Annotated in this window: 15 protein-coding genes; 3 read left to right on the top strand and 12 right to left on the bottom strand. The window is 43.5% G+C overall.

Annotated features, from left to right (window positions below):
- Positions 1-68: 68 nt before the first annotated feature.
- From AABW11_RS17905 to AABW11_RS17885, 5 genes are all read right to left on the bottom strand, one after another.
- Positions 69-2192 (bottom strand): tetratricopeptide repeat-containing sensor histidine kinase, encoded by a 2124-nt coding sequence (locus AABW11_RS17905; protein ID WP_340106619.1) that lies wholly within the window; start codon positions 2190-2192, stop codon positions 69-71.
- Positions 2193-2563: 371 nt separating this feature from the next.
- Positions 2564-4288, bottom strand: coding sequence for an ATP-dependent DNA ligase (locus AABW11_RS17900; protein WP_340106617.1), 1725 nt, complete (start codon positions 4286-4288; stop codon positions 2564-2566).
- Entirely contained in the window at positions 4281-5264 is a 984-nt protein-coding gene (locus AABW11_RS17895) for a hypothetical protein (RefSeq protein WP_340106615.1), read from the bottom strand. The genes AABW11_RS17900 and AABW11_RS17895 overlap by 8 nt, the downstream gene beginning before the upstream one ends.
- 6 nt (positions 5265-5270) lie before the next feature.
- On the bottom strand, positions 5271-5702 hold the full coding sequence (locus tag AABW11_RS17890) for a hypothetical protein (protein WP_340106613.1): 432 nt from the start codon (positions 5700-5702) through the stop codon (positions 5271-5273).
- Positions 5703-5732: 30 nt separating this feature from the next.
- Positions 5733-6665 (bottom strand): hydrogen peroxide-inducible genes activator, encoded by a 933-nt coding sequence (locus tag AABW11_RS17885; RefSeq protein WP_340106611.1) that lies wholly within the window; start codon positions 6663-6665, stop codon positions 5733-5735.
- Positions 6666-6940: 275 nt separating this feature from the next.
- On the opposite strand from AABW11_RS17885, the gene AABW11_RS17880 reads away from it, so the two are divergent.
- From AABW11_RS17880 to AABW11_RS17870, 3 genes are all read left to right on the top strand, one after another.
- Positions 6941-7225, top strand: a complete 285-nt coding sequence (locus tag AABW11_RS17880; protein ID WP_340106609.1) for an acylphosphatase — start codon at positions 6941-6943, stop codon at positions 7223-7225.
- A 172-nt stretch (positions 7226-7397) separates the two neighbouring features.
- A complete protein-coding gene (locus AABW11_RS17875) occupies positions 7398-7607 on the top strand; it encodes a CPXCG motif-containing cysteine-rich protein (RefSeq protein WP_340106607.1) in 210 nt (69 codons plus the stop codon).
- Between the two features lie 505 nt (positions 7608-8112).
- The gene (locus tag AABW11_RS17870) at positions 8113-8955 is read left to right on the top strand and encodes an alpha/beta hydrolase (RefSeq protein WP_340106605.1); all 843 of its coding nucleotides are present in this window, start codon (positions 8113-8115) and stop codon (positions 8953-8955) included.
- 173 nt (positions 8956-9128) lie between these two features.
- Here AABW11_RS17870 and AABW11_RS17865 read toward each other — a convergent pair whose 3' ends face one another.
- The 7 genes from AABW11_RS17865 to AABW11_RS17835 all read right to left on the bottom strand — a co-directional run bounded on the left by AABW11_RS17865 (position 9129) and on the right by AABW11_RS17835 (position 13643).
- The gene (locus tag AABW11_RS17865) at positions 9129-9584 is read right to left on the bottom strand and encodes a hypothetical protein (RefSeq protein WP_340106603.1); all 456 of its coding nucleotides are present in this window, start codon (positions 9582-9584) and stop codon (positions 9129-9131) included.
- On the bottom strand, positions 9577-10512 hold the full coding sequence (locus AABW11_RS17860) for a glycosyl hydrolase 108 family protein (RefSeq protein ID WP_340106601.1): 936 nt from the start codon (positions 10510-10512) through the stop codon (positions 9577-9579). The genes AABW11_RS17865 and AABW11_RS17860 overlap by 8 nt, the downstream gene beginning before the upstream one ends.
- 124 nt (positions 10513-10636) lie before the next feature.
- The gene (locus AABW11_RS17855) at positions 10637-10783 is read right to left on the bottom strand and encodes a hypothetical protein (RefSeq protein ID WP_340106599.1); all 147 of its coding nucleotides are present in this window, start codon (positions 10781-10783) and stop codon (positions 10637-10639) included.
- 6 nt (positions 10784-10789) lie between these two features.
- Positions 10790-11089, bottom strand: a complete 300-nt coding sequence (locus tag AABW11_RS17850) for a hypothetical protein (RefSeq protein WP_340106597.1) — start codon at positions 11087-11089, stop codon at positions 10790-10792.
- Positions 11090-11278: 189 nt separating this feature from the next.
- Positions 11279-11824: a hypothetical protein gene (locus tag AABW11_RS17845; RefSeq protein WP_340106595.1), complete on the bottom strand. Its 546-nt coding sequence runs from the start codon at positions 11822-11824 to the stop codon at positions 11279-11281.
- Between the two features lie 2 nt (positions 11825-11826).
- Positions 11827-12363 carry a hypothetical protein gene (locus tag AABW11_RS17840; RefSeq protein ID WP_340106593.1) on the bottom strand — a complete coding sequence of 179 codons (537 nt, stop codon included), beginning with the start codon at positions 12361-12363 and terminating at the stop codon, positions 11827-11829.
- Positions 12364-12386: 23 nt separating this feature from the next.
- Positions 12387-13643 (bottom strand): M23 family metallopeptidase, encoded by a 1257-nt coding sequence (locus AABW11_RS17835; RefSeq protein WP_340106591.1) that lies wholly within the window; start codon positions 13641-13643, stop codon positions 12387-12389.
- Positions 13644-13728: the final 85 nt, after the last annotated feature.

Below are 13728 nucleotides of genomic sequence, written 5' to 3'. Positions count from 1 at the left end.
AAAATCAGCTAAAGTCTACCGTTTGAAGGATGTGATTTTAAGTCAGCTTTGGAAAGAATATTCTAAAGTCAGGCGTTAATAAGCTCTTGTTCTTCAGCGGCATCGATAGTGAAGTAGAATGTGGTGCCTTCGTTAACTTCTGTATTGAACCAAATTGAACCGCCATGTTTCTCAACATACTCCTTACAGAGGTTCAGGCCAAGGCCGCTGCCTTTCTCTTTATTGGTGCCCGTACTTGTAAAATGTTCATCAGAAAATATTTTTGCCCGGTCTTTCTCGGGAATTCCTATTCCATGGTCTTCAATGGCAACTTTATACATTCCGTTGCCTGATTTTTCAGATTTAATGTAGATGGCAGACCCGGAATTACTGAATTTTATGGCATTTGCGATCAGGTTCCTGAGTACAAGTTTCATCAGGTCGTAATCCGCGTAAATCATGGTGTTTTCAGGAACTTCGGTGACAAGATTTATACCTTTGGTTTCGAGCTGAAGCGTAAATTGATCCAGAACTGACTGCACGGCAAGGTGCAGATCAAATACTCGCTTGTTTATCGAAAGGCCATTCATTTGTGATTGAGCCCATCCAAGCAGGTTGTCCATCATACTTGAGTTTTCAAGCATATTCTTTTCAAGATTGGCGGTTAGTTCGTTCGTCTCTTTCTCAGAAAGATCGTGTTCGCGAAGCAGGTACAAAAGACTTTGAAGAGAGCCGAGTGGTCCACGGAGATCATGAGCGATAATAGCAAACAGCTTGGTCTTGATATTATTGAGGCGTTCAAGCTCTTCTTTTTGATCCTGCACTGTTTGATTCAGATCTTTAAGCTGCCGGTTGGTATCAATAAGCTTCAAATTTGCGTTTTTTCTTTTTTGATTGATGCGGAGCAGTATCAAGCCTGCAATCAATAAAATGGTTATACCCGATAGAGCCAAAATAATTATCCATCGCTGCTGCTGGAGCTGTGCCTGCTGCTGTTCTCGCTGGAGTTCAACAAGCTGCTTTTCCTGTTCAGACCGCCGAAGATCGAACTTGGTTTCATACTGCGCCCGAAGCCGGTCACTTTCAAGTGATCTCATATCTTCTTCCAGCTCATTTCCTTTCTCAAGCCATGCCAGGGCTTCAGAAGCATTGCCGGCTTGTTTATAAGCGGTGTACATATTATGATAGGAGGCGATTTTCATCGAGGGGTTATCTGTCTCTTCCGTGAGAGACACCCCCATTTGATAGCGCTCAATGGCTTCATTAATATTTTCTGTTTCAAGTGCGAGCTCACCCAGCCCATTCGTACTGTAAAACATCCCGGGAAGAATATTCACCTCTCTGCTGCGCTCAAAAGATTCATTTAGATAATCGCGAGCTTTTCCATAATTGTCTCTTGCAAGATGGAGCATGCCCAGATTGTAGATAACCTGTATCTCACCGGTAACATTGCCGGATTTCTTATGAAAACTCAACACTTTCGAATAGGCGTCTTCAGCGTCATCATATCGTTCGGTAGCCATGTACGTGTTGCCGAGATTGAGCAGTACCCGAACTAAGTTTGTCTGCAACCCTTCGGCTTCACTTACCTCTTTTGAACGGTTTAGATAATATTCTGCCTGATCATAGTTTTCCAGCTCATTATATTTGTCACCCAAATTATTTGTAATAATAGCGATAAATTCATTATTCCCCAGCTCTTCAGACCGTTCCAGCGCTTCAAAATAATACTGCAGACCTTTATTATGGTCACCCTGAGAGGAGTACGCCGTTGCAAGATTGATGAGCACACCAACAGAGTATCGATCATTATCCAGGCTGTCTGCAATAGACAATACGTTCTCATACAGATCAATGGCGATGATGCTGCGTCCAGCTTTGGCGTGGCCGTTGCCGAGACTATTCAAGGCCTGTTTAAGCTTCTCGTTTGAATCGGCGAGATCCCGCGCCTTTTTTGAGTAGTAAATAGTTGAATCAGGGATGTTACGATCCAGAAACTGGCCTGCGAGTGCGAGGGATATATCAAAAATGCTTCCGGTATCACCAGACTGTTCAGCCTTTTTCAGCCCCTGGTGACTTAATTCGTACGCTTTTGATAACTGGTTGCTGCGCATTAAGCTCTCAATATTTGCCTTAATGATATCAAGCTCTGAGCTGTCTTGCGTGGCGGAATTTTGCCCGGGACCCTCTTCAGAAACGTCTTTCTGCGACATATCAATGGCCTGAATTGCCGGGGGCAAAACTGGCGCAGATAAGGCAAAAAAAAGAAGCAATGCTTTTGAAAATTCCATGGCGAGAAAATGGGAGGGAGTCTATAAAACTGTTATCGGTAAAACTGAGTAAATCTTAAGCTGATAAATCTTAAGAAGATTACTTCAAATAAGTATGATTTAATCAATTTTTCGGTAGGCTGATGATACGTAATTAATCCCGATTTCAGAATTTATACGCCTATATTCCGGTTGGTTTTAAATTTTGACAGGAAACAAGTATACGTTGGTTAAGAGATCCAGTACCGGAGCATGGAATGACGATTGATGGAGTTTTGCAAATTGCTTAAAGAATTGAGCACTCATTTATTGGTCTATTGAGATGTTAGGGACGGACGAATAAAGCTCGGATTCTCAGACTGATCTGTGCGTTCGGCATCAATTTTCTGCTGATAGTACCGCTCCACATCCTTCAGCGTATCAACATCATCGGGCCCAAGATCCCATCGAATGGCTTTAAACCGGGGCAGACGCAGGGTATAGCCGGCTTTGGTGCGCTTATTAACCTGTACGTCATCGAACTCAATTTCAATAACCAGTTGTGGCAGAAGGCCAAGGGTAGGTCCATATTTTTCAACCGTAAGCTCTTTTATTTTTTTATTCATTCGTTTGAGCTCCTCATCCGTATAGCCGCCGTATGCTTTCCCAATCGGGATGAATTCTTCCTCGTAGCGTTCATCATCTTTTACCGAAATACCGAGCGTAAAGTCAGAATACGTGCCCCCGCGCTTTCCGCTTCCGGCGTGCGCGTACATCATGACTGTATCGAATGTGCCGCCCGGTTTTTTCACCTTTAGCCAAGATTTTCTGCGCTGACCATATTCGTAGGTGCTGTCCTCTTTTTTCAGCATCAATCCTTCGTTTCCGTGCGACAGTGCTTCATCAAACAACTCCTGCAGGTGCTCCCTGTCGTCAACGGGAAATTGTAGAGTCATGGGTATATTATATGTCTCGGAGATATCACGGAGCTGTGCGCGGCGCTCGTTGAGAGTTTCATCAAAAATAGGCTGACGTCCGTTATACAAAAGATCATAAGCGATAAAAATGACCGGATATTTTTCAAGAATCTTCTTTCCCGGCTTTTTAACACCCATGCGCTTCTGCAGCAGCTGAAACGGCTGGATAGTATTCTCTTTGAATACACAAATTTCGCCATCCAAAACGGTGGGAGGCAGCTGTTTCTCACGGAAATCAGATAAAATGTCCGGAAACGATGTTGTGATATCATTCAGGTCTCTGCTAAAGAGTTTGACCTGATTGCCCTCCGCATGAAGCTGGCACCGCATGCCGTCGAATTTCTCCTCGCAGATGTAGCCGTTAAGCGTTTCCAGCGCCCGGCTTTCTATTGGCGATGCGAGCATGAATGATAATGGATGAAATAATTTGAACGTGGCTTCATCAAGCCGGTTCTTCTTTGCCAGTAGTGCTGTTTTGCCGGTTGATCCCGTAATCATATGGGCATAACGAACGGTTTCTGAATCGTGGTCAAACGCTTTGGCGATGGCCGAAACCAGTGATCGTGTTTCAAACCCGATTCTAAGAGAACCTTGCCCCAGCATGCGGATGAAATATTTGATTTCAACGGGCGTCATTTCCCGCCAAGCGTTAAGCAGAATCTGCTGCTTGTCCGCCCGGCCTGACACATCAAAAAGATTTTCAAACACCTGCTCAACTTCCGGCAGTGACCATGGTCTTGGCTCTCTTTTTCTGCGGGCTCCCGGTGTGGCAAACATGAGTTTTTCAATAGTTTCGGAACTGCTGCCTGTTGCCGTTCGGCATGGTTTAAACACGTGGTCGTAATCAATTTCACAAAAATCAGCAGCGGCAAGCCCTGATGTCCGGCTGCCGACAGATGCACGTTTCCCGCTTACATTTTCGAATGCGCCTTCTCCGATGAAGCGGCTTGCCAGGCTAAGCTCATCATCAGACAATTTCGATAAATAGCTGGCACAGGTAGAAATTTTGGCGTTGCTTCCGCGAGTTTCGCGAATCGTCTGAATGGTGCTGCAAAGGTCGTGAAAAGTGGTCGATTTAGTCATCGGCTTCCATTTCAAGATTCAAAAATGACGAGTTGATGTCTCTCTCATCAAGGAAATGTTTCACCACATCAGGGTTTGGGGTATGTGTGATGTAGACTTTTTTTGGATTAAGATTTTCGCAGAAATCAATCAGCTCATAGAAATCGAGGTGATCGGATATCGGGATCAGTTTATCGACGGTGAGCTGGGTCCGGCGCGATTCAAGTGCTGCCCAACCGCTGCAGTATGCAATTCGTTTTTTTCTCACGTTAGATGCAAATCCGCCCGATAAAGCCGATGACGGGCAAACAAGGATCTTGCCTTCACATGTGTCCCTGTCGTAGGCTTGATAGGGCCCGAGGTCAATTCCTGCGTCGTCGTACACCGGACAGAGTTTATGGCCGGCCCCGTGAATCATAATCGGGTGATCAAGACTGGAACAGAGATGCATTATTTCCTGTGCTTTTCCAAGATTATATGCCAGGAACACAGGAGTATAGTTTTCTTCAAGTGTTTTACGGGCAAACTGCTGTACCTCACCGGCAAGCTGTGCATTAGATTTCCAGCGATAAATTGGCAGACCGAATGTGGCCTCTGTAATCAGGTAGTCAGCTTGGGGAGGTGCTTCAAACCCTTCCGTTGCCGGCGAGGGTGGTGTGCGGTAATCACCTGTATAGAGAAGAGATCCAAGATCTGACTGTACGTAAATCATGGCTGATCCCAGGATATGGCCGGCCGGATATAATGTGACCGAGAACTGGTCTGTTTCAAGTGGCTGGCCGAATTCCAAAGCTTCCGAACTTCCGTTAAATCCACGCAGCTTCATCAATTGAAGCGTCGGTTTACTTGCGTGAGTATAGGCCGATCGATTGCGGTGCATGTGATCGGCATGGGCGTGAGTAACAAATGTGTATTCAGCATCGGTGTGGGTGCCATCCATGGCGATGCCGAGTTCAGGAAGAAAAATTCCCTGGTAGCCGGCTTTCTTGAGGCGCATAAAAAATCAGTATTTAGAAATCAGTATAAAGCATAACAGAAACAATACAACGCCTATAGAAACCATATTGATTCCTGCGAACCGGATTTTTTTGTGGAGACTACTTTTAGAAGCCAAAATTTGTTGTGACACCACAGGCCACTGTAACAGCATCTGCCCCACAGTATAAATGATGATAAGGCTCCATATGGTGAAGATGAGTTCAATCCAGGAAAATGGGAAAAAGGAGAGAATCAAACCGGGGAGTGTAAAGAGCAGTAAATATTTAAGCACAGATTTAAATGCCTGTGGCGGCTCATCGTAAGTTGAGGCAACATCATGCAAATAATCTGCCATCTGATGCCGTTTCACAATCAAATAAATGCCATAGCCAATAAGCAGGGTGCCCAGTGAAACATAATAAGCGGTAAACCACTGAACCGAAAAGGAGGTGAGCATAAATACACTCTGTTTTAAAATGAATAGAGATTATTCAATGACCATTCTCTGATCGGTTTTCATCAGCTCCTCTGGCACAGACGCCATAATAGACTCTCGGAACGCTTTGAGAATGCTTTGTTTAAGATGCTTCCGGCCATAGGCCAGGCGCACTTTCCGAGAGGGAACCGGCTCTTCGAAATCTTTAAGCACAGCATTTGAACAGTTGCCATCGAAATGCTGAGTGGCGGTCCAGGGCAGGAGCGTCATGCCGTAATTTTGTTCCACCAGCTTCTTGAGAGTTTCCAGATTGCCGCTTCGAAACTCAATGGCAGAATTACTCTTTTTTGCTGATTCCTTACAGATTTTCACAGTCTGATCCCGAAAGCAATGTCCCTCATTTAAAAGCCAGATATTAGTTTGATCGAGATCATCAACCGTAAGCTTTTCTTTCTGCACAAGCGGGTGGCTGGTGGATAAATAACCTGCAAAAGGTTCAACGTAAAGATCTTCTGTGTAGATATGAGCAGCTTTTACGGGAGTTGCAATGATACCCGCATCAAGCTCGTCGTTTTCAAGTCCCTCGATGACATCATTGGTGAGGGCCTCTTCGAATACAAGCTCTACATCGGGGTAATCCGTCAGGAATGCATGCAAAAAGCGAGGTACAAGATAAGGAGCTACCGTTGGAATGACGCCAACCCGGAATGTGCCGCTGAGTGACGTCTCCTGGTACTGAACGATATCTGTAATTCGGCGGGCATCCTGCAGGATGATGCGCGCCTGCTCCAATACTTTTTCACCTATTTCTGTTGGAACTACCGGAGATTTCGACCGATCGAACAATACGACGTTGAGCTCGTCTTCAAGCTTATGGATTTGCATGCTGAGCGTAGGCTGTGTGACAAAACTTTTTTCTGCCGCCGTGGCAAAATGTCGATATTTGTCGACTGCAACAATATATTTAAGTTGTGTAAGAGTCATGAATGAATATATTCAAAGTTAGCCATCAAACCTGAGTTCGATTGTTATCATTACTGAATTACATGTGAAGTAGTCCGGCAAGGGCGTCATCACGCGCCTGAAGCGGGAATCTCCCACCCTAAAAAGGCAGGAGATACCACACCATGGCGTGGTATGACATTATTGATAATGAATTAGCTAAATAACCGCTCTTCCAGGACTACTTTAGACATTTTTTCCATATTTTGAATCGAATTCAGGTATCAAGATAATAAGAATTAAAAGATTCAACCATTATGGATCAATCAAAAAAACATGTACGACTTTCAGGCCGGGTTCAGGGTGTTGGGTTCCGGCATTTTACAAAACAGAATGCACAACGGCTTAATATTAACGGATGGGTGAAGAATCTGCCAGACGGTGATGTGGAGGCTGTGTTTGTCGGAGAAGAAGATAACGTAAATAAAATGCTCGAAGAGATGAAAAAAGGCCCGCGAAGTGCAAGAGTGGATGATTTGTCGGTTGATGAATCCAGCGATAAACTGGATGAAACATTTTCGGGATTTTCTGTTCGGCATTAATTGTTATATCAGAGTGAGAAGTGAAAAGGCAAAAGTGAAAAGCTGTAAACGCCCCTTAATTTGAAGCGAAATAGGGAATGAGGTCTTAGAATTCTCACGACTCACGACTCAGATCTATCTTTTCACTTCTCACTTTTGCCTTTTCCCTTTTTACCCCAATTTCTAAAGACCTATGAAAAATAAATATACTACCACAACCCAAAGCTGTGACTACGCCTGCGCGTACTGCGGAGAAGTGAACAGTACATTTGTAGATCCGTCTCAGGGAACCTCACAGCAGTACGTCGAAGATTGCCAGGTGTGCTGCCGTCCCAATTTGCTGAATGTTTTCTACGATGAGTGGCAGCAGGAATTCACGATTCGCGCCGAGATGTCTCAGTGAGATGAGAGATTTAAGATCTGAGTTATGAGAGACCTCCAAGCGTCCGCAGGACCTTGAAGCGTCTCGCATGGGGGGTTGGGAAATGGTATATAATAGATAGTTGATGGACTACAGACATCAGTCTTTCAGTTGTTAGGTAAACTTTACAGGATGTCCCATTTTTTCAAGCCCAAAGTCTCCTTTCACTAATCGTCATTCCTTGTTCAAAATTCAAGTCATCTGAGTCATCCTGGCGCCCGAGCCGGGATCTCCAATCTCGGTGTGAATTTTGAACCCTAAAACTGTCATGAAGAACTTTTTTTACGAGAATGGGAGATCGCGGGTCAACGCCCGCGATGACAGTGAGACGAGACTGAGCCAGGAAAAAGGTCATCCCGGCCTCCGAGCCGGGATCTCCAATCTAAGTGCTAATTTTAAACCCTAACTCTGGCTGAACAGAATTTTTTATAAGATTTATATAAATTTGAGTTACGTTCATTCATGAATAATAACTGAGTACACACCTGTGTGGAAGACGCTGCTTAAATTTATAGCATTTTTATTAATCGGATATCTGTTTATCGTGGGGCTCATTACACTTCTTCAAAATCAGATGATATTCCATCCGTCAGACGACATTTGGGACACTCCCGAAAGACTGGATGTGCCGTGGTCGGAACACCGTGTTGAAGCGCCTGATGGTTTGTTGCTTCACGGCTGGATGATTGGCGAATATGAATCTGAAGATAAACCTGTTGTTGTCTATTCTCATGGAAATGCTGGCAACATCAGCGGCAGGGTGGAGATTGCGGGTGTGATCGCAAACCAGGGGGCCGCCGTTTTTTTGTATGATTATCGAGGTTACGGAAAAAGTGACGGATCCCCGACGGAAGAAGGAATCTATGTTGATGGGAAAGCAGTCGTAGACTATCTGAGAGATGAATTAGAGATACCGCTAAACCGTATGATTTTCTACGGGCAGTCCCTTGGTGGTGCGGTGGCCGCCCGTCAGGCGGCTGAATTTGAAAGCTCAGGACTTGTTTTACATTCAGCGTTTTTGAGCGGAAAAGAAGTTGCTACAGATATTTATCCGTTTATTCCACGGTTCCTGGTATCGGCCGATTTCCCGGTGAATGAAGATCTGCGGCAGGCAAAAACAGAACGCATCATGATCATGCATTCAAGAAATGACAGGATTGTGCCCTACCGGCACGGCAAAGAACTGCGACGTATCGCAACAGAAGATCCGGCAAATTACGTAACATTTGTGGAACTCCGCGGCGGCCATAACACAGGTTTTTCCCAATCAAGGGAGATATACGCCCGGAAATGGGCTGAGTTTATTTCTGTGGTTGATAGCCGCGAATAGAGAGCTCGCTGATCTAACATTAAAAGTTCAGCGAGTTACTTTTCGCCTCAATACCATCCCCATTTCCACCGGCAATCTTATCCAGTGGTGAGTTTTCGTCTCTGGAGGCGTTGCGGGTTGTTAATTGGATAAATAGAATTAAAAAAATCAGATTCTTTTATAACTGAAAAGTATCAATTCACCCGTACTAATTCTTTTTCAGCAGGGATAGGAGTTGGAGGCCGTTTTGATGCGGGCATCTCAATGACTTCCCATTTGATTCTGTCAGGATTTATAACGGTTAGTCGAACTCTTCCGGTAGTTTCAGATAATGACCCCATACTGTACTGCGAGATAAAGTCCAGTTCAATTGTATTGGAATCAATTACATCAAAATTGTTCAATGAAACAATATCGGGGGATGCGCATTCGTCTGCATATGAAGATATAAAGCAATGCTGCCCTTCAATTTGCCCACTATTATTGTTCAGGACAATAAAAAAATCTGTCGAGGCATTTTCCATATCGGGAATTTCCCACCGGCCTGTCCAATCAAATTGTTCATTACTTTCGCCGCCAATTGAATAACTAATGAGAGTTAATAGTAATATGACGATCGTTAAAAGTTTAGTTGAATTTAATTTAAACATCACAAGTTACTCCTCTAAGGTTTTCTGTTGTTTTATTTTCGAATTTATTTGCTCGATTTAACCACCCATTTAAATACTTCTGATTGTTTTTATATTCTGATCTGTTATAGTAGTGTTCTATTCTCGCAGACTTAAAAGAATTATATAAAGACATTATCTTGCCATCATAAAATGCCTGGTCAATGTTGCTCCATGTCTCAGATCCTAGTTTACCATCTATTGAAACTAAATAACCGTTATCATACAACGCTTGCTGTAAGGCTCTTACTGCTGCACTTGGTGCGTTCACGAAGAAGTCAAAATACATTTTCCTCAGATCACCATCTTCAATTCTGTCAGCCTGAGACCAAATCCAATAAGTGTTTTCATAAATAATATCTTCATTAGCCCTTGTTAAGTTCTGCAGGTTACTTGCGGTTGGGCTTTTGCCTACCAAATGCGAATAATTCTGCCAAGTATTCCATGCGATACCATGTTTGGTTTTCCCACCGGAATCATCGGGATCATCTGTATATGCTGTTCCTTCGGAATCAGAAATTGTATCTAATATCTTTTGGAGGGTAGCACAACAATCTACATTAGTGGATGTCCCCTCTACGCAAATTCCGCAACTATCCAGATACGCCAAGCCACCTTCAACACCCATGCAGTCTTCAGTTTCCTCTTCCCCAATACATCCCCCATTCCCATCGGCAATCGTGCCAAGCGGGCAGGATTCGTCGTCGCCATCGGGGTTATCGCCCGGGTTGCAGGTCGTGCATACCCTGCCGCCTCCACCGTTTGGGGGTGGGAGCCATGGATCGTCGGGGTCTTCAGGTGGTGGCAATGAACCTCCGCCTCCTTCGCCACAATCTGTGCAATCGTATATCTCTGAAACCACTTCCACTTCCGGCAGGCCACATCCATCCGGTCCGCAACAGGTGTTCATATCAATGCTATGCCAACAGGTTCCCTCCATGCATGAGTATCCTTCGCTGTTGGGAAGGCTGCATCAGTCCTGCGAATTTGAGGTGAGTAGTGCAACAATTGAAATAGTATTATGGAAATATTAATTATTCCTGATACCTCTCAAGCGAAAGTTCATCGGGAATAACCGTGTGGCCTTCTGGTTGTTCGGTGATTTCCCATAGGAGTATGTTTTCATCCTGAAGGGTTAGCTTAACCTTTCCGTAGTAATCGGATTCAGTTTCAGCACCCATCGCATATTATGTTCGGAAGGTGAATTGAACCGTATCTTCATTAATTATTTCAGGGTTTGTTAATGAGCGGCCGTTTCTTGGTGTGCAATCTTCGCCCACACTTAGTTGATCAGTCCAGCAGTGTCGCCCTTTCAATTCACCATCTTCTTTTACAATTCGTAAAGTAAAAAGTACTCCTTCCTCATCTATGAAATAATAACCGATTAAGTCTGAATCTTGAGGTACGTCACTGTTTGAATTGAATGAGTATACCATCCCTAAAAGAGGTATGATGCCAAGAAATAAAATAATTTTTGTTTTAAACATCACAATTTAGTTTATCCTTTTTTTCAACAATCTCGCCCAGTAGGCAATCCTCCTCTCCGTCGTCATCGAGGTCATCACCGGGTTGCAGGTAGTGCATATGCCGCCGCCTCCGTTATCCGGGGTGGATTCCAGGGATCTCCCGTGATAGTCTATCAAAATTCACTTATTGATTTATCGGATGGTTTAAGACTAAGTTAAAACCTGTACAAACCGGATTTCCGTAATTTTTTCATCGATCGGATCATATAGAAAAGAAATATTCGCAACAGAACCAGCTACATTTAACTTGATCACATGATTTGTGTCTATTAGCCCCCGGTTATCATAGGCTTCAGGGAAAAGAGGGGCTATTTTTGAGATGGAATCATCCACTCGAAGTTCAATATTCTCATACATTAAAAAGGCATTATCATTAGTAATCTTGACTGAAGATAGTTCAACACCGTTTCCAACGCTTGTGTAGTTGATTTCCAATCCGTCATATGTAAAGCTGCAATAGGACTCAATTCCCATAAATGAATCTCCTTCCTTACAATCTTCACTTACAGGTTCGCCTAAAGAATCTTTAAGAAATTCCCAGTTACCCTCAAGGTTGACGAGTCTTTCTATTGTGATTTGATCGTGTATTGAGAAATTTTTGAATTGTTCATAATCTATTTTCTCAGCTATCTGTGCTTGGGTAAAACCAATAGGTAAAAAAGTAAAGAACAATACAATCCAAATCTTCTCAATCATCTTTAAATATTACTTTGGCTTATGTTGATCTCTTTAATCAAATCTGACGATACATTGTATATAAATTCTAAAACAAGAGATGTATCGATCAGTCCTAATCGTACGGAGTGTTCTTCCTCAGCATTCGTGCCTCTCTGATGGTAAGCTTCCTGAAAAATTGAACTTAAAAGGTTGATATTATCCCCCACTTTTATGTTTGTGCCCTCATAAGAAATGTTAGGGATTGAATTAGTCAATCTTGCAGAATCAAAATCGAAAGAGCCGTAACGATCTGTATATTTCAAGATTAACCCATCATAAAAAAGAGTACATCTCGAATATGCTGTAAAATCATTACACTCTTCATTATTAGGGGTTCCCATATAGGTTGTTAAATTCTCTGAACTGAGTTTGGTATTTGATAATTCAACGATAGATAATTTATCATTGAGCGTTATTTCACTAAAAACTTCAAATGGATAGTCAACTTTGTTTTGTCCTTGGATGCAATTTGTTAATAAAAGGAAAAAAAGAGTGAGTATTAGCTTTAAATTTTTCATAATAATTTAATAAAAAGTTTAGGTTAGCAATCAGTACTTGTAATTGGATTCCCAAAACTATCGAATTTTGTTGTCAGGAAATCTTCCGGATCTAATTTGGGGGAGCTGTTAAAACTTACCCCAGCAACTACTTTTCTAACCTCAAGATGTACATGCTGAACGGCTAAACTATCTGATATTGCTTGGCTCAAATTTCCTGAATCGCTTGCTATTCCAATGGGAAAACCTGCTGAAACTTGATCAAAGTTAAAATCACTTTGCTGTAAGTGAGCATACAAGAAATAATACTCGATACCATCTACAATTGATTTTATGATTACAAAATGACCCCACCCAGATTCGTCATATCCTGTTGCGAATAAAGTACCATCATAAAGAGAATGAATCATATCACCTTTATTGTTCGCCAAATCTGTTGCCCAATGAGGTTTATCTACTAATATGCCCTGATTATTGAACTTTTTACGTGCGCCAGCCCTAAACCTTCCTCCCTCTATTCCACTGTTAGCTTGAGGTGCAATCCTTGGATTCTTCACAGGATTCCCCACACACGGCTTCGGATCCTCCTCCCCAATACATCCCCCATTCTCATCGGCAATCGTGCCAAGCGGGCAGGATTCGTCGTCGCCATCGGGGTTATCGCCCGGGTTGCAGGTAGTGCATGCGCCGCCGCCTCCACCGTTTGGGGGTGGGAGCCATGGATCGTCGGGGTCGTCAGGTGGTGGCAATGAACCTCCGCCTCCGTCGCCACAATCTGTACAGTCATCAATTTCTGCAACTACTTCTACCTCTGCTGTTCCGCAATTTATATATTCACCTGTTAGAGGATCAGTTTCACAGCAGGTATTCATATTAAGACTATACCAGCATTTTCCTGGCGAGCACGAAAACCCCTCGCTGTTGGGGAGGTCACAAAATGGATTAGATGATTTCTGAAGTGATGCAGTCATCGTACCTTGCGTAATGTTAGATTTTTCATACATACGAATAGACTCCCGCAGGAGATCGTCCACCATAGATGCGGCTTCTCTGGTTGCAGGAATCACGCAGTTAGCAAGTAGATAAATCTTACCATCATCATCTTTTAGCCGGTATTTATAGGCTGCTTTAGCCTCTCCCGCATCAGAAACAATTACTTCGGGGTAGTGCAGATACACGCTCCAAAACGCGTATGGCGCATTGTTACTGTCAGATAAAGAGCTCAGGTAACAGCCAAAAGAGGATTGGGAACCGGCGGACTTTGCTTTTCCATCCGCGATAAGCGAGGCACTGGTCTGCATTGGGGACATGAGTAAAGATTCCGGGTCCGCGTTTTCTAATTCGTTTTGTTTAGACTGATGGGGGGGTTATGAGATCACATCCTGC

This window comes from Rhodohalobacter sp. 8-1, from assembly GCF_038150125.1.
GTDB lineage: Bacteria > Bacteroidota > Rhodothermia > Balneolales > Balneolaceae > SW132.
The sequence above is the reverse complement of the archived record's forward strand: the minus strand, read 5'-3'. Positions and strand labels throughout refer to the sequence as shown.

Coding starts and splice junctions, on each gene's coding strand:
- AABW11_RS17855 (WP_340106599.1), bottom strand. CDS start 10,783: ATGGGTGCTGAAACTGAATCCGATTACTACGGAAAGGTTAAGCTAACC.
- AABW11_RS17860 (WP_340106601.1), bottom strand. CDS start 10,512: ATGAACACCTGTTGCGGACCGGATGGATGTGGCCTGCCGGAAGTGGAA.
- AABW11_RS17900 (WP_340106617.1), bottom strand. CDS start 4,288: ATGACTAAATCGACCACTTTTCACGACCTTTGCAGCACCATTCAGACG.
- AABW11_RS17905 (WP_340106619.1), bottom strand. CDS start 2,192: ATGTCGCAGAAAGACGTTTCTGAAGAGGGTCCCGGGCAAAATTCCGCC.
- AABW11_RS17875 (WP_340106607.1), top strand. CDS start 7,398: ATGAAAAATAAATATACTACCACAACCCAAAGCTGTGACTACGCCTGC.
- AABW11_RS17850 (WP_340106597.1), bottom strand. CDS start 11,089: ATGTTTAAAACAAAAATTATTTTATTTCTTGGCATCATACCTCTTTTA.
- AABW11_RS17895 (WP_340106615.1), bottom strand. CDS start 5,264: ATGCGCCTCAAGAAAGCCGGCTACCAGGGAATTTTTCTTCCTGAACTC.
- AABW11_RS17880 (WP_340106609.1), top strand. CDS start 6,941: ATGGATCAATCAAAAAAACATGTACGACTTTCAGGCCGGGTTCAGGGT.
- AABW11_RS17865 (WP_340106603.1), bottom strand. CDS start 9,584: ATGTTTAAATTAAATTCAACTAAACTTTTAACGATCGTCATATTACTA.
- AABW11_RS17890 (WP_340106613.1), bottom strand. CDS start 5,702: ATGCTCACCTCCTTTTCGGTTCAGTGGTTTACCGCTTATTATGTTTCA.
- AABW11_RS17885 (WP_340106611.1), bottom strand. CDS start 6,665: ATGACTCTTACACAACTTAAATATATTGTTGCAGTCGACAAATATCGA.
- AABW11_RS17835 (WP_340106591.1), bottom strand. CDS start 13,643: ATGCAGACCAGTGCCTCGCTTATCGCGGATGGAAAAGCAAAGTCCGCC.
- AABW11_RS17845 (WP_340106595.1), bottom strand. CDS start 11,824: ATGATTGAGAAGATTTGGATTGTATTGTTCTTTACTTTTTTACCTATT.
- AABW11_RS17840 (WP_340106593.1), bottom strand. CDS start 12,363: ATGAAAAATTTAAAGCTAATACTCACTCTTTTTTTCCTTTTATTAACA.